This is a genomic window from Pedobacter sp. 10L46_2, assembly GCF_056395165.1.
This window is the reverse complement of sequence record NZ_JBFTIZ010000084.1, coordinates 1-20,442: the sequence shown is the minus strand read 5'-3', so window position 1 is coordinate 20,442 and position 20,442 is coordinate 1. Positions and strand designations below refer to the sequence as shown.

Genomic DNA, 20,442 nt, shown 5'->3' with positions numbered 1-20,442 from the left:
AAACAGTACAATAGACGGATTAAAAATTGAGTTTGATAAGGAATGGGTACACCTTCGCAGATCAAACACAGAACCAATTATTCGTATCTATAGTGAAGCCGGATCTGAAACTGTAGCCGAAGGTTTAGCTACAAAAATAATCTCCGACATCAAAGAAATATTAAAATTGAGTTAGTAAAAAAAATGGAAAGAATTTATTTAGATAATGCTGCAACTACACCCCTGGATGCAGTAGTGATAGAGGAAATGGTTAAGGTGATGAATTCTTATTATGGTAATCCATCATCCATACACGCCCAGGGACGTGAGGTACGTACATTAATTGAAAAGGCCAGAAAAACTGTTTCCGGACTTTTAAATGCAACACCTGCAGAAATTTTCTTTACATCAGGAGGTACAGAGGCTGATAATACAGCCATTCGTTGCGGTATTGCTGCCTTTAATATAAAACATGCCATTACCTCTAAAATTGAGCACCATGCAGTAGAACACACGCTTAATATGCTTTTAGAGCAAGGTGTAATTGATAAGCTGAGTTTTGTTAATGTGGATGCAAAAGGCAATATCGACTATGACCATCTTGAAGAGCTGCTTAAAAACAATGAGCGTTCTTTTGTATCCCTAATGCATGCAAATAATGAATTGGGAACTTTAACAGATCTGGAAAGGGTAGGTGATATCTGCGAACAATATAATGCCATTTATCATTGTGATACAGTACAAACCATGGGGCATTATGTGCACGATGTAAGAAAGCTTAAAGCTCATTTTATTGTTTGTGCTGCCCATAAATTACATGGTCCAAAAGGTGTTGGCTTTCTATACGTTAACCATTCTATAAAAATCAGTCCGATGATTTTTGGAGGTGCACAGGAACGCAATATGCGTGGTGGAACAGAAAATGTTTATGGTATTGTAGGCCTGGCAAAGGCCTTGCAAATAGCATATGGAGAAATGGCGGAACATCAACAGCATATACAAGAATTGAAGACATATTTGAAGGATAGGTTAAGTAATGAAGTACCTGATCTCTTTTTTAACGGAGAGACTGAACCTGAAAAAAGCTTGTATACCGTTTTAAATGTTTCTTTCCCGGCAATGGACATGGCTGATATGCTTTTGTTTAACCTTGATATTAACGGTATTTCTGCATCAGGTGGAAGTGCGTGTTCATCAGGGTCCAATATCGGGTCTCACGTGCTTACCGGTATAGCTGCTGATCCTAACCGCCCATCGGTAAGGTTCTCGTTTAGCAAATACAATACAAAGGAAGAACTAGATTTTGTAGTTGAGAAAGTGAAACAGATTGTGAGTCAAAATGTGACCGTATAGTTAACATTTTTAGTATAAATTATTAAAAGCCATCTTCAAAAGATGGCTTTTTTTCGTAACTCTGATCTTTTATTATTACTTTGTTACCATTATCAACTAGGGAATCTTCATTTTATTATGTTTATTTGTGTGCTAAATCGTTTAATTTTTTTAGAATTTAATATGAAACGAACCACAACAGTATTACTTTCCATGGCTTTAACGATGATCTTCAGTCATCATCTAAAAGCCCAGGAGACCGAAACAATTAAAAAAGATGGTCTTACCCTTAATTTTACCAGCCAGGATCCAACATTTGATCCTGCCCTAAAAAAAAGAATGATTGAAACTTTCTTTAAAGTTTATCCGTTGCTTAGTCAGGAGTATAATCCAAACACTAACAAAGAAGTCTATTTTGTGATTGATACGGCTTACGATGGAGTTGCGGCTACCGGAGCAGGAAAAGTAACTTATAGCGCAGCTTATTTCAAGAAATTCCCGGGAGATGTAGATGTGGTAACCCATGAGGTAATGCATATCGTTCAAAATTACGGACGTAGTAACGGGCCGGGATGGCTGACTGAGGGCATTGCCGACTATGTACGTTATAAGTTTGGAGTTGATAATCCTGGGGCAGGTTGGACGCTCCCTGAACTTAAAAGCACGCACAGTTATAAAAACAGTTACAGAATTACTGCAAGATTCCTGGCATGGTTAGAAAATCACGACAACAAAGGGATTGTTAAAAAACTAGATTCAAGCTTACGCGATCATACCTATACAAACGAGATATGGCAAAAAGAAACAGGTAAATCTTTAGATGACCTGTGGAAAGCATATTCAGAAAAACCAGCATTATAACCACATTTGATATTTTTTAACCATGATTAAACAATTTTTAACCGCCTCATTAGTTCTGGCATCCTCTGCGCTGTTTGCACAGACAGTGGGCAAAGTAACGGATCCAGTTGAATGGATTAATCCGCTAATGGGTACTGCAAGTAAGCCAGATTTGTCTAATGGAAATACCTATCCAACGATAGCTTTGCCATGGGGAATGAACTTTTGGACACCACAAACTGGTAAAATGGGCGACGGATGGGCTTATACCTACGACGCTGATAAAATAAGAGGATTTAAACAAACTCATCAGCCGTCTCCATGGATGAATGATTACGGTCAGTTCTCAGTAATGCCTGTAACGGGTAAAATGAGATTTAATCAGGATGACAGAGCAAGCTGGTATTCTCATAAATCTGAAACCGTTAAGCCTTATTACTATAGCGTTTATTTGGCTGATGCCGATGTGACAACAGAAATCACTCCTACAGAACGAGCTGCCCAGTTCCGTTTTACCTTCCCAAAAACAAATGATTCTTATGTAGTTATCGACGCCTTTGATAAAGGGTCATACATCAAAATAATACCTGGCGAACGCAAAGTAATTGGTTACAGTACCAGATACAGYCGCGGTAAGCTTGAAAACTTTAAAAACTACTTTGTTATTTACTTTGATAAGCCTTTTACATCTGCAAATGCATGGAGAGGTAAAAACCTTGCAAAAGATACATTGGAGTTGCAAAGTGATCATTCAGGTGCTATCATAGGGTTTAAAACCGAAAAAGGGGAGCAGGTTAATATGAAAGTTGCTTCTTCATTTATCAGCTTTGAGCAGGCAGATATCAATCTGACAAGAGAATTATCAAACGATAGTTTCGAAACAACCAAACAAAAAGGAAAAGCAGTGTGGAACAAAACACTTAGCAAAATCTCTGTTGAAGGTGGAACTATAGATCAGGTTCGTACTTTTTACTCGAGTTTATACCGCACTTTGTTTTTCCCTCACAAAATGTATGAGGTTGATAAGAGCAATAAGATAGTACACTATAGCCCCTACACTGGTAAAACAGCGCCAGGTTACAGATTTGCTGGTACAGGTTTCTGGGATACATTCAGAGCATTATATCCATTCCTTAACCTTGTTTATCCATCTGTTAATAAAGAAATGCAGGAAGGTTTGGTGAACGATTATAAAGAGGGTGGCTGGCTGCCTGAGTGGTCGAGCCCTAGCTATTCTGATTGTATGATCGGAAATAACTCTGCTTCTGTTGTTGCTGATGCCTACATTAAAGGTATGCGTGGCTACGACATCAATACATTATGGGATGCTGTAAAACATGGCGCTAATAATGAAGGCCCTGAAGCTACAGGTCGTCGCGGCGTTAAATACTACAATGAATTAGGTTATGTGCCTTACGATGTAAAAATCAATGAAAATGCGGCCAGAACATTGGAGTATTCTTATGATGATTTTGCGATCTATCAACTAGGTAAAGCATTAGGCAAACCTGCGTCTGAAATAGATATTTATAAAAAACGCAGTATGAACTATAAAAATCTGTTTGATCCATCAACAGGTTTAATGCGTGGTAAAAATCAGGATGGTAAATTCCAATCTCCTTTTAATCCATTCAAATGGGGCGATGCATTTACAGAAGGAAATAGCTGGCATTATTCATGGTCGGTATTCCAGGATATTGATGGATTATCTAAGTTAATGGGCGGTAAAGATAAATTTGTTCAGAAACTGGATTCCGTATTTACACTTCCTCCAGTGTTTGACGATAGTTATTATGGTGGTGTGATCCACGAGATTCGTGAAATGCAAATTGCAAACATGGGCCAATACGCTCATGGTAATCAGCCAATCCAGCATATGATTTATTTATATAATTATGCAGGCGCGCCATGGAAAACTCAATATTGGGTACGCGAAACGATGGATAGAATGTATAAAGCTACACCTGATGGATATTGCGGAGATGAGGATAACGGACAAACATCTGCTTGGTATGTGTTCTCTGCTCTTGGGTTTTATCCTGTAACTCCGGCTGTAGATCAGTATGTTATCGGTGCTCCTTTGTTTAAAAAGGTTACGCTTAATTTAGAGAACGGTAAAACGATTACCATCAATGCACCAAAAAACAGTGCTGATAACAAGTACGTACAGACCTTAAAGTATAACGGTAAACCATATTCTAAAAACTGGTTAAGCCACTCTACTTTATTACAAGGTGCTACTTTAGATTTTGATATGTCTGAGACACCGAATAAAGAAAGAGGCGCTAATGAGTCAGATTTCCCTTATTCGCTTTCAACAGATACTAGCAAATAGTACTTGTTAAATACAAAAAAAGCCCGGTAAAATATTTTACCGGGCTTTTTTAATTATAATATATTTTTTTAGTTCTTCATCATTTTAAGGAAAGCAGCAAGCTTAGCTTTCATCATTCTGCGATCTACAATGAAATCAAGGAAACCATGTTCCAAAACGAATTCTGCGGTTTGGAAACCCTTAGGCAGATCTTTCTTTATTGTTTCTTTAATAACCCTTGGACCGGCAAAACCGATCAAAGCACCAGGCTCAGCAATGTTAATATCACCAAGCATCGCATAAGAAGCAGTTACACCACCAGTAGTTGGGTCTGTAAGCAAAGATATATAAGGAACTTTGGCCTGACTTAACAGTGCAAGTTTAGCCGAAGTTTTGGCCATTTGCATTAACGAGAATGCAGCTTCCATCATCCGGGCACCTCCAGATTTAGAGATCATTAAAAATGGAACTTTATGTTTTATTGCATAATCAATAGAACGGGCAATTTTTTCACCTACTACCGAACCCATAGATCCGCCAATAAAATTGAAATCCATACAAGCTATAATGATGTCTTCACCTTCTATTTTACCGTGAGCAGCTCTAATGGCGTCTTTTAAGCCTGTTTTAGTCATGCTCTCTACCAACCTTTCAGTGTAGGGCTTGCTATCTGTAAAATTCAAGGGATCTCCTGATGTTAAATTTGAGAAAAGCTCGGTGAACTTATTATCGTCAAATAATACCTGAAAGTATTCCTTAGACCCTATTCTTAAATGATAGTCACAATATTGGCAAACATATTTATTCTCTATTTGATCGGCAGTATGTAATGCTTTTTTACAATTCGGACACTTGTTCCATAAACCGTCTGGCGCTTCTTTTTTTTCTTCAGTAAGCGTACTAATACCTTTTTTCTCTCTTTTAAACCAAGCCATGTTATTTCTTGAAAAATGCGATTACAAAGAAACAAAAAAAAATTAGAACAGTTTAAGGATACTTTAGTTAAACGATTATGAATGCCCAAATCATATAAAAAATATAAAATAATTCATGATCGGTTCATTACCAAGCCTAAACAATACGTTTTAATTGAAAATAATCCCCTTATTGGTTTGCCCAAAGTGATATTTTTCCTAACTTCGGCAGATATAAAATTATAAAAAATGAGTTTAAAAGGCTACAAGGGCGTAATTTACGGAGATGCCGTTCAGGAATTGTTTGAACAGGCTAAAAAACATCAATTTGCTTTGCCAGCAGTAAATGTTACCGGTACAAATACCATTAATGCAGTAATGGAAACTGCCAAAGCAGTTAATTCACCTGTTATCATTCAACTTTCTAACGGTGGAGCACAATTCTACGCAGGTAAAACATTAAATAATGATAATCTGAATGCTTGCGTATTAGGTGCAGTATCTGCAGCTAAACACGTTCATTTATTGGCTGAACATTATGGTGTTGCTGTAATATTACACACTGACCATGCTGCTAAAAAATTATTACCATGGATCGACGGATTGTTAGATCATGGCGAAAAATTCTTTGCAGAAACTGGAAAACCATTGTTTTCTTCACACATGCTTGACTTATCTGAAGAGTCTATCGAAGAGAATATGGAAATCTCTGCTAAATATTTAGCACGTATGGCTAAATTAGGCATGACCATTGAAATCGAGCTTGGTGTTACAGGTGGTGAAGAAGATGGCGTTGACAACAGTGATGTAGATAGTTCTAAATTATATACTCAGCCTTCTGAAGTAGCTTATGCCTACGAAGAATTAAGCAAAGTAAGTGATAAATTCACTGTTGCAGCTGCGTTTGGTAACGTTCACGGTGTTTATAAACCTGGTAACGTTAAATTACAACCAGTAATTCGATATGCAATGGGCAATGTGGGAAGGTATTTTGGATTACTATAAAGCAAACGAAGCTTATCTTCAAGCTCAAATCGGAAATCCTGATGGCGAAGATAAACCTAATAAAAAATACTACGATCCTCGTGTTTGGTTACGTAAGGGTGAAGAAGCCTTTGTTAAACGTTTAACACAAGCATTTGAAGATTTAAATTGTAAAGACGCAAGCGACAAATTATAATCCTTGGGTAAAAGTTACGAAGCGCCACAGGAATTATACTTGTGGCGCTTTTTTTGTTGCATTTAAAAGCTAAAAATAAATAGAAATCATGGACGCACTTCAGGTAATTAAGGTAAACAATCCGCAAGATTTGGATAAGGTATTTGCAATTAGAAAAACCGTTTTTGTTGAAGAGCAGAACTGCCCTCCAGAGCTGGAATGGGAAAATGAAGATGTTTCTAAACATTTTCTGGCATTGTTAAACAACGAACCTTGTGGCGCATGTCGTTGGCGCAAAACAGAAAATGGATATAAATTAGAACGATTTGCTGTACTAAAAAAGTTCAGAGGAAAAAGAATAGGACAGGCCCTGGTAGCTGCAGCCTTGTCTGACTTACCTTCTGATGCAGATTACATTTATTTAAATGCGCAGCTGGACGCAATGAGATTATATTCAAGATTTGGCTTTATAGCAGAGGGTGAACAATTTGAAGAAGCAGGTATACAGCATTACAAAATGGTTAAAAAGCACCATCACGCTTAGCGGGGTTGCTTGGGTAACACTATCATCATCCTGAAATAAATTCAGGATGATGATGGAATCAAAAATAAATTTAATACAAAGGGAAAACCTTTTGTGAAAACAGAACGGCTTCCTGCCACTTGTCCATATTCAGGTTTAAGGCCTCATTCCTGCTTTCTAAGTAGGTAATGAGTTCTTCTGTGGCCAGATTACCTGTCAGGTCGTCCGTAGCCATGGGGCAGCCTCCAAATCCTTTCAGTGCACTATCAAACCGGCGGCAACCACTTTCATAAGCAGTGTCAATTTTCTCAAAGCGCGTATCGGGTGTGCTGTGTAAATGCAAGCCGATCTCTGTGTTTTCAAATCTCTTCACCAGAGACGGTAAGATCTCTCTGATTTTTTCAGGAGAAGAAACACCTGTGGTGTCCGACAATGAAAGTATCTTCACACCATTGGCAATCAGTTCATCTGCCCACCTTTCAACTATTTCTACATTCCATTCATCCCCATATGGGTTTCCAAAACCCATAGATAAATAAACAACGGCTGTTTTACCGTATTTATCGCACAGTTCAAGCATCTGTTTTACCGTATCCATTGATTGTGCGATACTTGAATTGGTATTTCTTTGTTGAAACGTTTCTGAGATGGAAAATGGAAAACCCAGATAGGTTATCTCGTTGTGCGCAACAGCTTCTTCAACACCACGCAAATTAGCTACAATAGCCAGGAGTTTGGAACTTGTAGCGCTCAAATCCAGCTTAGCTAAAACTTCACGTGTATCCCGCAACTGAGGAATTGCTTTGGGAGATACGAAACTACCGAAATCTATGGTGTCGAACCCGACTTGTAAGAGCAGGTTAATATATGCTGCTTTAACGTCAGTATCTATAAAATCATGAATACCCTGCATGGCATCACGTGGGCACTCAATAAGCTTAATTGACTTTTGCTTCATCCTTAACAGGTTTGGGGTCCACTACTTCAGGTTCCGGGTTTCCTCTTAGAAACGGACGGATAATTAACCTTGTTCCGCGGTCGTAACTAAAATAGCTCCATACCCAGTTCACAAATACCACCAGTTTATTCCTAAAGCCAACAAGTGTCATTAAGTGAACAAACATCCAGGTAAACCAGGCAAATATGCCCTGAAACCTAACCTTATGGATATCTACAACCGCTCTGTTTCTGCCTACCGTTGCCATTGCCCCTTTGTCGAAGTACTTAAAAGGTTCTGTGGGTTTGTTGCCAATAATATTGATCAGATTTTCGGCAAGTTGCTTTCCCTGTTGTATCGCTGCCGGTGCAACACCTGGATAGCCATTAGGGAACTCTTCTGTAATCATTGCGGCTACATCTCCAATAGCATAAATATTATCATGACCATCAACTCTGCTGATTTCATTAACTTTTACTCGATTTCCCCTGACTACACATTGCGGATTTAATCCGTCAATTACTACTCCTTTTACTCCGGCCGACCAAATTACAGTTGAAGTAGGAATAATCCTGCCATCAACAAGAATTAGCTGCTTCCCGTCGTAAGATTGAACACGTGAATTGGTCATAACCGTTACACCAAGCTCGCTAAGAAATTCTTCAGATTTCTTTTGTGCCTGAACAGACATTGCTCCTAATAATTCAGGAGAACCTTCTATCAAAAATATATTTACTTTTTTAAGGTCTAATTCAGGATAGTCATTTTTTAAAACGTGCTTTTTAAGTTCTGCAATTGCACCTGAGGTTTCAACACCGGTGGGGCCACCGCCAACAACCACAAAATTCAACAATTCAGCTTCGGTAAGCTTATCTGTAGCGATTTGTGCTGATTCCAGATTTTGAAGTAATAAACTCCTAAGGTTTAATGCCTCTGGAATGGATTTCATGGGCATGGCATTGTGCTCAATCTCATCTTGCCCAAAAAAGTTACTGGTTGATCCTGTAGCAATTACAAGATGATCGTATTCAAAAATACCGATGGTAGTTTCTATTGCATTTTCAAGAGGCAAAACCTTTTTCACTTCAGTAACCCTAAAGGTTAGGTTTTTTTGGCCTTTAAAGATTTTTCTTAGTGGGAAAGCAATAGAGTCGGCCTCTAAACCTCCCGTAGCAACCTGATATAATAGCGGCTGAAATGTATGGTAATTATGTTTGTCGAGCATAATTACTTCTATGTCCTTATTTCGCAGTTTCTTTGCCAGCTCAATGCCACCAAAGCCACCGCCTACAATTACAATTCTGGGTTTGTTGCCTTTAGGAAAACGTTGTTCCATAAAAATCAATTTTGGTAAATATACATAACAAACAAAAAGGCACCCAAAAAGGGTGCCTTTAATTATCATTTGTAAGTAATTACTTATTTGTTTTTACCAAGATCGATAACGATAGGAGTAGAGATACATAATGATGAATATGTACCAATGATACGACCAATCAATAAGGCAAAGATAAATCCGCGGATACTAGCTCCACCAAAGATGAAGATTACAAGTAATACGAAGAATACAGTTAGTGAAGTCAAAATAGTACGACTCAAAGTACTGTTCAATGCAAAGTTGATTAATTTATTACGTTCCTCGCCATGAAGATCTTCTTTCCCGCTTTCTGCAAGCTTCTCACGGATACGGTCAAACACAACAACTGTCTCAGTCATGGTGTAACCCATTACTGTTAAGATCGCTGCAATGAAATCCTGACCAATCTCTAGAGAGAATGGTAATACACCATCTAAAATTGTGTAGAACGAAAGTACAAGAAGCACATCATGGAACAATGCGATAACAGCACCTAAACCATAGTTTAGTTTCTTAAACCTTACTACGATATAGAAGAACATCACTAAACAAGAGAATAGAATTGCTCCATACGCTCCGTAAACAATATCGCTCGCAATAATAGGACCTACCTTTTCATTACTTTCAATAGTATATTTAACACCGGTTTTTGCTAAACCTTCGTGTAATGCTTTTTCAACTAATTTATCAGCACCCTGATCCTGATCAGTAATGTGGTAAGTAGTTGTAATTTTTAATTCATTATCAGCACCTGCAGTTTTAACGATAGTTTCTGACTCAGGGAAAGATGCATTCAAACTAGCTTTAACATCTTCAGTTTGCATTCCCTTATCGAAGTGAACGATATAAGTTCTACCACCTTTAAAGTCGATACCCAGATTTAAACCACCATTTTTGAAGTAGAAAATAAAACCTAAAACAATGATTGCCGAAGAAATAGTATAGTAAAGTTTTCTATGGCCAACAAAGTTGAAAGCAATATTTTTAAATGCGTGAATAGTGTGTTTGTTGCCAAAAGTAATGTTAGATTTTTTATCTAAAAGGTATTCAAAAACTAAACGTGAGATCAATACTGCACAGAATAGTGATGATAAGATACCGATACATAACGTAGTAGCAAAACCTTGAACCGGACCACTACCAAAGATGTAAAGGATAGCGCCTAATACAAATACAGTAACGTTCGAGTCAATGATAGATGACATTGCGTGTTTGAAACCTTCTTTGATAGCTACCGGAGTTGGTTTGCCCAAAGTAAGCTCTTCCCTTACACGCTCAAATATAAGGATGTTCGCATCTACCGATAGACCGATTACCAACACGATACCTGCAATACCAGGCAATGTTAATACCGCACCTAGTGATACCAAAATACCCATGATAAAGAACAAGTTGATCACCAATGCAAGGTTAGCAACCCATCCGGCTTTATTGTAATATAAAGCCATAAACACAAGGATTACAACAAACGCAAGTACGAATGACAATAAACCATTGTGGATGGCAACCTCACCAAGTGAAGGACCAACAACGAATTCACCAACAATTCTTGCAGGAGCAGGAAGTTTACCCGCTTTTAAGATGTTTGCTAAATCCTGAGTATCGTTTACAGTGAAACTACCAGTGATAGAAGAAATACCGTTAGGGATCTCATTTTGTACCGTAGGAGCAGAGTAAACTGTATTATCCAATACGATAGCAATAGATTTTTTATTGTTTGGATCAGCAGAAGCTTCAGCAGTAATTTTTTTCCATTTTGCAGCACCCTCACCAGTCATATACATGGTTACTTCAGGACGACCTTTTTGATCGTAATCATGACGGGCATCACTAATAGCTTCACCACCTAAATCAGGCTTGCCATCAGAAGACAAAGATTTGATTGCGTACAATTCGAAAATCTTAGCACCACCAGATTGAGCAATGTCCATCGGTTTAACACTCCACATGAATTTGTAACTCTGAGGAATGATAGAAGCAATTTCAGGTCTTTTAAAGTAAGCGTTTACTTTAGCAGTATCTTTTTGAGCAACCCAACCAACAACTGGTCCCGGACGTAATGAAGGCTGTCCGTTCTGACCTTGGTAAGTAGGTACGTTTAATACAGAAAACAAAGGATTAGATTTTGCCAGTTCAGAGTTTTTAACTCCGGCCGAATCTTTAGTGTCTTTATTTTTTGCTAAGCCGGCTAATTTACTTTCCGATTTAGCAGCAGTAGTATCTGTTGAAGTTTTTGCAGCAGCACTTGTATCTGCAACTTTTAAAGTCGATGCAAGTGTTTTGTTGATGTTCTCCATAACCGGATACACCTCTTCGTTGTTATATACTTGCCAGAATTGTAATTCTGCAGAACCTTGTAATAATTTGTGAACCCTTTCTTTGTCCTGAACACCTGGCATCTCAATTAGGATACGGTTAGTACCTTCTTGTTTCTGCATGTTTGGACTTACTACTCCGAAACCATCGATACGACTTCTGATGATCACGAATGAACGGTCAATAGCACTAGTAGCTTCTTTAGATAAGAAGTTTTTTACTTCCGAATTGCTGGCATCAGGTTTAAGAAGTTTAGAGTTGTCTTGATTAGAAAAGAAGTCAGCTAATTTTACGTTAGGAGAAAGTTTTTCAAATTCGTTAACAAATAAGTTAATGAAATCTTTTCCGCCAGCGTTCAATTGAGTTTGAGCAGTAACCAACGCTTTGTTGAAATTAGCATCATCAGTATTTCCGGCTAAAGATTTAACCAGTTCTGATAACGATATTTCCATCGTTACGTTCATACCACCTTTTAAGTCTAAACCAAGGTTGATTTCTTTTTCTTTACAGAACTGGTAATTAAATCCAAAAAGAGGATATACCGGTACTGTTGCCATCGAATCTAAATAAGCTTTTTCCTTATCCAGGTCTCCTTTAGCATAAGCTTTTGCGTCTTTTTCAACTTTAGAAGTAACAAAGTTGAATGAGAGAGAATACACACAGACGATACCTAAAAGTATCGCCATAAATTTTATAAAACCTTTACCCTGCATTTGTTTGTAATTATTAGTCTATATGCTATATATTTTTTTAACAAGTCGGCAAATCTAATTATTTTTTTAATTAATAGGCCACGTTATGAAAGTTTTTATTATAGGCCTCCAACTATTTGCTTTTAAGATTGTTTAATACCGCTCAAGTGTCGAAAATGTGTAAGCTACCACATTTTTTTCATCAGGCTCATGATCTTCAGAATTTATTACTTTCCAGGTCTGCTTATCGATTTTCGGAAAGAAGGTATCGGCATCATAAGTCTGGTGTACGGTGGTAAGATAGATACGATCCGTTTTGCCAAGCGCATGTTCATATATCTGCGCACCGCCAACAATAAACACTTCTTCGTCCTTGGTACAAAGGGCTAAAGCATCATCAAGAGTTGTTACAACCTCAACGCCTTCAATGGCCAGGTCAGTATTTCTTGTAATCACGATGTTACGTCTGTTGGGTAGTGGTCTGCCAATAGAATCATAGGTTTTTCGGCCCATAATAATGGTATGTCCGCTGGTTATTTGTTTAAAATGCTTTAGATCTGCTGGCAAATGCCACAATAACTTATTGTTTTTACCGATGGCATTATTTTGGTCTATAGCWACTACAATTGATACGATCATACTGCAACTACTCCTTTAATATGCGGATGAGCTTCGTAATCTTTCAACGTAAAGTCTTCAAATTTAAAATCAAAGATGTTTTTAACGTCACGGTTTATTTCCATTACAGGCAGTTTTTTAGGATCTCTGCTCAATTGCAATTTTGCCTGCTCAATATGATTGTTGTATAAATGAGCATCGCCAAGGGTATGAATAAAGTCGCCATACTTCAAACCGCATACCTGGGCAACCATCATGGTTAGCAGGGCATAAGAAGCAATATTAAAAGGAACTCCTAAAAATATATCGGCACTGCGCTGATACAGCTGGCAGCTTAATTTTCCATCTGCAACATAGAACTGAAAAAATGCATGGCAGGGAGGAAGCGCCATATGTTCTACCTCGGCAACGTTCCATGCCGATACAATGATACGTCTGGAATCCGGGTTGTTTTTAATGGTATTGATGATCTGCGCTATCTGATCGATATGTCCGCCATCGGGTTTAGGCCACGAGCGCCATTGCGATCCGTATACAGGGCCCAAATTGCCGTCGGCATCAGCCCATTCATCCCATATCCTTACACCATTATCTTTTAAATACTTAATATTGGTATCGCCGGTTAAAAACCAGATCAATTCATGGATGATTGATTTTAAATGCAGTTTTTTTGTGGTAACCATAGGGAAGCCTTCCTGCAAGTTAAATCGCATCTGATATCCAAATACACTGATGGTGCCGGTTCCGGTGCGGTCATGTTTTTGTGTGCCATGATCAAGCACGTGCTGCATCAAATCTAAATACTGTTTCATCTGATTAATTTAAAAAGGCTATTTATTACAAAAGTACATATTATATGGAATCTTTAAAGCTATACTTCTATACTATGTTTTTGATTTTTGTAAGTTTGCAGGCTTAACAATAAACGCAAAAATTGATGCTTGCATTTGCTAATGCCAAGATAAACCTTGGTCTGTATGTAACTGAGAAAAGACCTGATGGATACCATAATCTTGAAACTGTATTTTATCCGGTAAAAATAAATGATGTTATAGAAATTACAGATGCCGGAGAAACAACTTGTCAGATAAAAGGTATTGATATTCCCGGAAGTACTACTGATAACATCTGCCTAAAAGCATTTGATTTACTTAAAAATGATTTCGATTTGCCAGCGCAACAAATTACGCTGCTTAAAAATATTCCTGTTGGGGCTGGTTTAGGTGGTGGCTCATCTGATGCTGCATTTCTGATCAAGTTATTGAACGATAAATTTCAATTGGGCTTAAATACCCATCAGATGGAAGATTATGCAAGGCAGTTGGGTGCCGATTGTGCATTTTTCATTAACAATAGACCGGTTTTTGCAGAGGGAAAGGGCGATGAGTTTAGCGAGGTCGATGTTGATCTTTCTGGCTACAAGATTATATTGGTTAAACCCCCGGTGCATGTGTCTACTGCCGATGCTTATAGTGGAATTGTGCCTCATAGATCCTCCAAATCACTAAAGGACTTAATTCAATTGCCGTTAAAAGATTGGAAATCGAACCTGAAGAATGATTTTGAAGACACTGTGTTTTTGAAATATCCGGAAATAGCAACGGTAAAACAAGCGCTTTATCATGAGGGAGCAATATTTGCAGCCATGAGTGGGAGTGGTTCATCAGTTTTTGCAATATTTGAAGACCAGGTGAAATTACCCGAACTGGAAAAGGATAATAAAGTGTTTTATAACATTTAGTACCAAAGAACATATTACAAGCATAAAGATATTTACAAATGGAAATTAACCTGATACGTAAAAACAATAAATTTAATTTTGAAGCTCAGAACCCAAGCGGTCAAACTGTAGAACTGGATGCTAAGCCTGAAATTGGTGGAGAAGGTAAAGGTTTCAGACCAATGGAAATGCTGTTGGTGGGCCTTGGAGGTTGCAGTGGAATTGATGTGGTGAATGTGCTAACCAAGCAAAAAGAGCCATTAAATGATGTTAAAATCAATATTAAGGCCACTCGTAAGGATGAAGAGATGCCGCCAATATTTGATGTGATAAACATACATTTCGATCTTTATGGCGCATTAAATGTTCAAAAAGTAGAAAGAGCACTTGCTTTAACTTTCGAAAAATATTGCTCAGTATCTAATATTTTGGAGCGTTCAGCTACGCTGAATTTTACATACGAAATTCATCAGTAACGGAGTAGTTAAGGCTGCCGTCATCTCGACTTTAGGAGAGATCTATATTGCGTTAGCATAACCAAGAGATCTCTCCTAAAGTCGAGATGACGGCCATATCTCTTAACTGATATAATCGCGATCCTCATCGCTCAACGCTTTCTTACGATCTTCGGGTTTTATCGGCGTATCAACCCTGTCATAGGTGCTTAAAGTAGTTCTGGGTCTGCCGGCCCAATAGCCCAGTATAAATCCAACAAAAGTACATACACCCACTACCAGCAGTTTAGAAATTTCTTTCTTTACAAAAATGAAGTTAAACTCTACGGCGTCTGTATTTATCATTAAAAAAATAGTAATGATTGCTGTAAATGCGATGATGAAAATGGTTTTGGTCTTCATGACTTAAAAGCTATAGTTTAAAATTAATTCTAATATAGGATTTTGGTTATACACTTTGTTTACAAAAACACACCTGGCGCCCACATCCACAATCGGCTGATAACGCAGCAGGTTCATACTACTACGTAATTCGAAACCAAAAGTTTTAGGTTCTGCTAAATTTGTTTCTGTACCGATGTTTTCATAATGGCAGAACATGCCTGCTCTCAGATTTCTGATATAGGCCAGCGGACCGATTTCTTCATCGGGGAAAACGATAGGGAAGCGGTAGTTGAAAAGCAGGGTGTTTCTGAGAACGCTTTTTGCCCTGATGTTACTATAGCCATAAACAGTGTTTATTTCCTGGTCGTACAATCTTATGCCTGATGTATTCTGATAATTGAAATTGGCCAGGAAAGAGTGGTTTTTTAGCAGACCAGGGAAATACAGGAATCCTTCAACAGCGAACAATCGGCCGGCAAGATTATCATCAAATGGTTGGTGCATGTAAGAAATCCTTAATATCTGTGCCCATTTTGGTGCAATGTCTCTTGCGGCCTGTGCCGTGCTATGGTTAAAGGTGAAGTTGTATTCCATCGGGAAAATTAATTTGCTGATGAAATTTTTGGGCAGGTTTTCGGGCTGGTATCTTTGGGTGTAACTGGTTAGTGCATTAAAAGAGAAATTGTAAGTCTCATTTAGCGCGTTCAAGCTTATTGGAACGGATGCCTGAAGTTGGATATTGTTTTCTCTCCAATCGCCCTGCAGAACGCCTGATTTTGTGTTATAGAAAGTTCTTCGCGGCCGGTTCCTGTAGGTGGCTCTTATGATCGGATAAAAACTTTTTAAAGTGAAGCCTGCATTGTACTCGAATTTTTTCAGGTCACGGTAATAATCCACTCCTGCAAAAAAACCGAAAGTGTTAAGCAGGTTGTCGGAATTTAGTTGTAGTCCGCCGCGGTACTCGTTTTCGATAACCGGAATTATGCTGTGTACATTGAACAGGTTTGTTAGTGCACGGTATGGTTTTGAGGAGTAACTGCTATCTGGAATATTGTCGAAAACATTCGTTGTATTCTCTTGTTTTTGGACGGCGCTGCCAAAATAAACGAAATTGTTATCGCCCGGTTGTTTTGGTTGTAGCGGCATTTCTGAAATTCCATAGCCGCTTAGTGTGTAGTTGTTGAAAATAACGGAAGCAGTGCTATCGGCTTGCGTTGGATTAAAAGCGCCGTATTTAGAGGCGCTCAGAGCGCTTATCTTTTTTGAAATGGTATCTATGCTGTAAATGTTGTCGATTCCATCGTAATGCGCGTTAAAAGCTATTCCTCGGTTAATGTATATCGGTCTGCTTATCTGCTGTTGCGTTTCCTTTATCAACTGTTCTGTTTTTTCTCCCTTGTCTGTTACCCACAAGGCTTTTCCTTTTTCGCTAACGCTAATGTAGGTGATCAGGTTTCCATTGGCGTTGTAGGCCGGAGTTTGCAGTATCAGGTTTTCGGGATTAGGAATAGTGTTTAGGATCGCACCGGTTTCTGCGTCAAGTTCTACCAGGTTGCATTTGTTGCTCAGGTCAAATTTTACTGCGATTATTTTTTTTCCGTCGGCAGAGAGTGTTGGCGAGAAGATGCGGCTTCTGGTGGTTAATTTTTTTTGCCGACCTGTCTTTAGGTTGTAGCTGCAAATTACGCTGTAGCTGCGCTGGCGATATCTTGGGTCATAACGGATCTCATCCCAAACCACAATGTTGTTCGCGTAACTAAACCATGGTTGCTCCTGGTAGCCGATGCTTAGCAGTTTTGTTTCTTTTTTTGCGCTGTCGATTATTGTGAAATGTGCTGTCTCTGCCTTGCTTTGTTTCAGGGTCAGAATTCTGCCATCCTTAATTTTTACAGGGAGGAAGTAGTTGGTTGCAAATTTTGAATCCTGGTTTAGTATCGGGTAGTTTTCCGTTTTGGTTTTTTCAGATTGCGCGGTCCATTCTTTTTTTAACGTTTCGGTGGTTTGGTTAAACCATTTTTTAGTTCCGCTCTTGGTGAACTTTTTCAGGCTGTTCGAAAAGGGGTACGGTCTTACTGGTCTTTTGCGGATGTCGGTAAGCAGGCTGTCGAAAATATTTTTTCCAAATTCTTTTCTAATGTTCGATGCCATCAGGTAGCCGAGTTGGTAGTAGCCGGGGGTGATGTCTTTTTCAGATCCGAAGCTGACTTTGCTGTATGAGAATTTTTTGCCTTCGAGCAAGCTGGTTCGGTAAGGCATGATCCACGAAGGCTGTCTTCCGCGACCGGCATTTGTGAGAGCGGTTTCGATGGTTACGGCATCGCCTTCAAAAAACCAAAGTGGTATGCTAACTCCGAACCAGGCGAAGTAAACATACTCGGGAAAAGGGTAGGCTTTTCCGCCGGTTAATTTGTCGTATTGAGCCACGTGTCTGAGCTCATGAACAGCAAGGTTATTTAGCCAATCCTGACTATCGAATTGCTGAGGAGGGGTGGTGTAAAATTCTGACTTTTTTGGAGCGAGTTGAACGAAGCCATTTGCGATCACTCCACGGTTTTGAAGGACCAGTGGGAGGGTGGTTTTTTGCCTCCTAAGACTACCGCCAACATGGGGGTAAATATAGCCCAGGGTATTGGCCATTCTTTGGGCTTCTTTTTCGAGCTCGTCCGGAAAGATGATCCTGAAGCCAGATGCATTTATTTGTCGCCATTTTACACTAAGTGGGTTTTGTTCTCCGCTAAAAAGCTGGGCAAAAGCAGTATGTGAAATTATACTTAATGTTAATGTTATTATAAATTTGATTATCAGTTGTTTGAGCTCTTTATTTGATGTCATTTTTCTGATTTACTAAAATAATTAGTATTTGTAAATTTTTGTTGGTTAATTTTGATGATTTTTTAATTTATGTATATGTATTTAATTTTCTGATTTTCAAATAAATATACTAATAAAGTAAAGAACTGATAATTCTGATTTTTGTGAATTTTTAGCGTAGAAATGGAGGTTTTGGTGTTTCTGGAGCTAATTAATTTCAGGTTGTCGGAATCTGCTGTTAAGGTACACTAATTAAGCTTAAAATCCAACAAAATTTCTTTGTTAAAATTTGGCTTTGTATACAGAAATGAAAAATATGAGCGGGTAAAATGCTTGTCGGATGTGTCGTATTTTGAGTGAAAACTGGCTTAAGTCTGAGGGGTAAAACGACCTCCCTATCTCCTGTTTCAACAGATGATTTACTACTGTAAATTCTTTCTTTTTTTGTAGATGGGATAAAGGAAAACTGAGCCTAAAATGAGTGCGGCTCCGAAGTAAAATCCGGTGGACATTGCCTCTTTTGTTCCAAAGAAAATGAAGGCTAGAAGGATGCCGTAAACAGGTTCGAGATTGGTGATGAGCGCTACCCTAAAAGCCGACAAAGTGCGCATCACAGACACACCGGCAACGTAGGCAAGTGCGGTGCAAATGGTACCCAAAATGGTAAGGTAAATCCAGTCGGTAACACTTAAATTGAATGCCTCGGTAAGCAAGCTTTGATCGGCAAAACGATACACTGTGATCCAGAAAAAGGCACCTGAAATCTCATAAAATCCAATGATCTTATGGTCGCTTTTTTGGACTAAAGTAGAATTTATGGTGGCAAATAAGCTCGATGCAAGGGCCGAAGTAAGGCCGAAAATGATGCCTAAAGTATACTTTGATTCGAATTTAAAGATCAGATATATGCCTGCAATGATGATTAAACCGACGATGACATCAGGTATAAGGATGCGTTGTTTCTTTATTAGAGGCTCTAAAATAGCTGTAAAAAGAGTAAAAGAAGAGAGGCACACGAGGGTTACAGATACCGTTGAAACCTTAATGGCATGGAAGAATAATATCCAATGTATGGCCACTATACTTCCAGTAAAAAAGAACTGCAGAAACTGTTTTTTGGTTACCCTGATGCGGGTTTTTGTAGCCATGAAGTAGATGAACAGCGTGATGCTGGCTATCATTACCCTGTACCATACCATTTGTACCGCATCTATTGAGATTAATGCCCCCAGGATGCCTGTAAAGCCCCATATAAACACCGTAAAATGTAGGATTAATAAGTTTCTGGTTACAGACGTTTCTGATGTAACCGGGGTCATTATTTAGGTGCTTTTCTCAGTAGATAATAGCCCAGCAGACCAAAGAATATTGTTGGTGCCAGCACTGCAAATAGTGGTGAAGTGCCTCCTTTTAGGGAGAACATTTTAGCAAATTGGTTCATTACAATATAGCCAAAGCTTAATAATATACCTATTCCAAGGGGTAAACCAACACCTCCACGAACCTTTCTGGAGGATAGTGCAACACCTATGAGGGTTAAAACGAACGCAGAAAGAGGGTGTAGGTAGCGCTTATATTGCTCAAATAGCAAATCATTCCAAATACCTGTGCCTCTTATCTTTTCTTTTCTGATTTTGTCTGATAACTCTTTGTTACTCAGGTTCTCAAATATATTGTCGTAGGCTGAGAAATCATCTGGTCGCATGTCCAGTACAGTATCTTTAGGTTTTACCAATTCCCTTACAAAAGTCTCTTTAAGGCCATTAATATACCTTACAGAATAGTTGGTTAGTCGCCATGATCTCTTTAAAGAATCGTACGATATTTCTTCTGCAACAAGCTTTTTTGTCAATACATCGCCTTTGAAATTATCTAATGAGAACCTGCTTCCTTTCTTTGTTTTATTGTCGAAACTATCCATGTAGATGTATGTATTTGCATCTAATTTCATGTGGATATTGTTCTTGCTTGGCGATGCATTCTTCTTTACGTAGGTGTTCTCAAAGCTGTTTTTAAGCTGATTCGTATAAGGCAGAATGAACAGATTGGAAGCCAGATTTAGTGAAAATATGACGAATGCTGATATAAAAT

Annotated in this window: 16 protein-coding genes and 2 pseudogenes; 8 read left to right on the top strand and 10 right to left on the bottom strand. The window is 38.5% G+C overall.

Annotation, left to right across the window (positions count from 1 at the left end; genetic code table 11):
• The 4 genes and pseudogenes from AC1DDX_RS11555 to AC1DDX_RS11540 form a co-directional block, all read left to right on the top strand.
• A pseudogene (locus AC1DDX_RS11555) lies at positions 1-175 on the top strand (phosphoglucosamine mutase); the annotation flags it as partial.
• Between the two features lie 8 nt (positions 176-183).
• A complete protein-coding gene (locus tag AC1DDX_RS11550; RefSeq protein WP_337716476.1) occupies positions 184-1,332 on the top strand; it encodes a cysteine desulfurase family protein in 1,149 nt (382 codons plus the stop codon).
• Positions 1,333-1,494: 162 nt separating this feature from the next.
• A complete protein-coding gene (locus AC1DDX_RS11545) occupies positions 1,495-2,172 on the top strand; it encodes a basic secretory protein-like protein (RefSeq protein WP_288883966.1) in 678 nt (225 codons plus the stop codon).
• Positions 2,173-2,194: 22 nt separating this feature from the next.
• Complete coding sequence (locus tag AC1DDX_RS11540; protein WP_172659603.1) at positions 2,195-4,486, top strand: GH92 family glycosyl hydrolase; 2,292 nt, start codon at positions 2,195-2,197, stop codon at positions 4,484-4,486.
• A 68-nt stretch (positions 4,487-4,554) separates the two neighbouring features.
• On the opposite strand, the gene accD is transcribed toward AC1DDX_RS11540, so the two are convergent.
• Entirely contained in the window at positions 4,555-5,400 is an 846-nt protein-coding gene (accD, locus tag AC1DDX_RS11535; RefSeq protein WP_294872650.1) for an acetyl-CoA carboxylase, carboxyltransferase subunit beta, read from the bottom strand.
• Positions 5,401-5,628: 228 nt separating this feature from the next.
• Here accD and fbaA point away from each other — a divergent pair.
• Positions 5,629-6,559: pseudogene (gene fbaA / locus AC1DDX_RS11530) on the top strand (class II fructose-bisphosphate aldolase).
• Between the two features lie 88 nt (positions 6,560-6,647).
• Positions 6,648-7,082: a GNAT family N-acetyltransferase gene (locus AC1DDX_RS11525; protein ID WP_172659605.1), complete on the top strand. Its 435-nt coding sequence runs from the start codon at positions 6,648-6,650 to the stop codon at positions 7,080-7,082.
• 70 nt (positions 7,083-7,152) lie between these two features.
• On the opposite strand, the gene AC1DDX_RS11520 is transcribed toward AC1DDX_RS11525, so the two are convergent.
• The 5 genes from AC1DDX_RS11520 to AC1DDX_RS11500 form a co-directional block, all read right to left on the bottom strand.
• Positions 7,153-8,019, bottom strand: a complete 867-nt coding sequence (locus AC1DDX_RS11520; RefSeq protein ID WP_337716478.1) for a hydroxymethylglutaryl-CoA lyase — start codon at positions 8,017-8,019, stop codon at positions 7,153-7,155.
• Positions 8,000-9,334: an NAD(P)/FAD-dependent oxidoreductase gene (locus AC1DDX_RS11515; RefSeq protein WP_337716480.1), complete on the bottom strand. Its 1,335-nt coding sequence runs from the start codon at positions 9,332-9,334 to the stop codon at positions 8,000-8,002. Before AC1DDX_RS11515 ends, AC1DDX_RS11520 begins: the two co-directional genes overlap by 20 nt.
• Before the next feature lie 83 nt (positions 9,335-9,417).
• Complete coding sequence (secDF, locus tag AC1DDX_RS11510; protein ID WP_172659607.1) at positions 9,418-12,384, bottom strand: protein translocase subunit SecDF; 2,967 nt, start codon at positions 12,382-12,384, stop codon at positions 9,418-9,420.
• Positions 12,385-12,516: 132 nt separating this feature from the next.
• A complete protein-coding gene (locus AC1DDX_RS11505) occupies positions 12,517-13,002 on the bottom strand; it encodes a dihydrofolate reductase (RefSeq protein ID WP_337716482.1) in 486 nt (161 codons plus the stop codon).
• The gene (locus tag AC1DDX_RS11500; protein ID WP_172659609.1) at positions 12,999-13,793 is read right to left on the bottom strand and encodes a thymidylate synthase; all 795 of its coding nucleotides are present in this window, start codon (positions 13,791-13,793) and stop codon (positions 12,999-13,001) included. Before AC1DDX_RS11500 ends, AC1DDX_RS11505 begins: the two co-directional genes overlap by 4 nt.
• 125 nt (positions 13,794-13,918) lie before the next feature.
• Between AC1DDX_RS11500 and ispE the strand changes: the two genes are divergently transcribed.
• Together ispE and AC1DDX_RS11490 are read left to right on the top strand one after the other, a co-directional pair.
• Entirely contained in the window at positions 13,919-14,722 is an 804-nt protein-coding gene (gene ispE / locus AC1DDX_RS11495) for a 4-(cytidine 5'-diphospho)-2-C-methyl-D-erythritol kinase (protein ID WP_337716484.1), read from the top strand.
• Between the two features lie 38 nt (positions 14,723-14,760).
• Positions 14,761-15,177: an OsmC family protein gene (locus tag AC1DDX_RS11490; RefSeq protein ID WP_172659611.1), complete on the top strand. Its 417-nt coding sequence runs from the start codon at positions 14,761-14,763 to the stop codon at positions 15,175-15,177.
• A gap of 102 nt (positions 15,178-15,279) precedes the next feature.
• On the opposite strand, the gene AC1DDX_RS11485 is transcribed toward AC1DDX_RS11490, so the two are convergent.
• The 4 genes from AC1DDX_RS11485 to AC1DDX_RS11470 form a co-directional block, all read right to left on the bottom strand.
• Positions 15,280-15,558, bottom strand: coding sequence for a LapA family protein (locus AC1DDX_RS11485; RefSeq protein ID WP_048906914.1), 279 nt, complete (start codon positions 15,556-15,558; stop codon positions 15,280-15,282).
• A 3-nt stretch (positions 15,559-15,561) separates the two neighbouring features.
• A complete protein-coding gene (locus tag AC1DDX_RS11480; RefSeq protein WP_337716485.1) occupies positions 15,562-18,372 on the bottom strand; it encodes a TolB-like translocation protein in 2,811 nt (936 codons plus the stop codon).
• A gap of 401 nt (positions 18,373-18,773) precedes the next feature.
• Positions 18,774-19,670, bottom strand: a complete 897-nt coding sequence (locus AC1DDX_RS11475) for a DMT family transporter (RefSeq protein WP_288883970.1) — start codon at positions 19,668-19,670, stop codon at positions 18,774-18,776.
• A partial coding sequence (locus tag AC1DDX_RS11470; RefSeq protein ID WP_477622057.1) for an LptF/LptG family permease occupies positions 19,670-20,442 on the bottom strand: 773 nt, incomplete at its 5' end. The genes AC1DDX_RS11470 and AC1DDX_RS11475, both read right to left, overlap by 1 nt.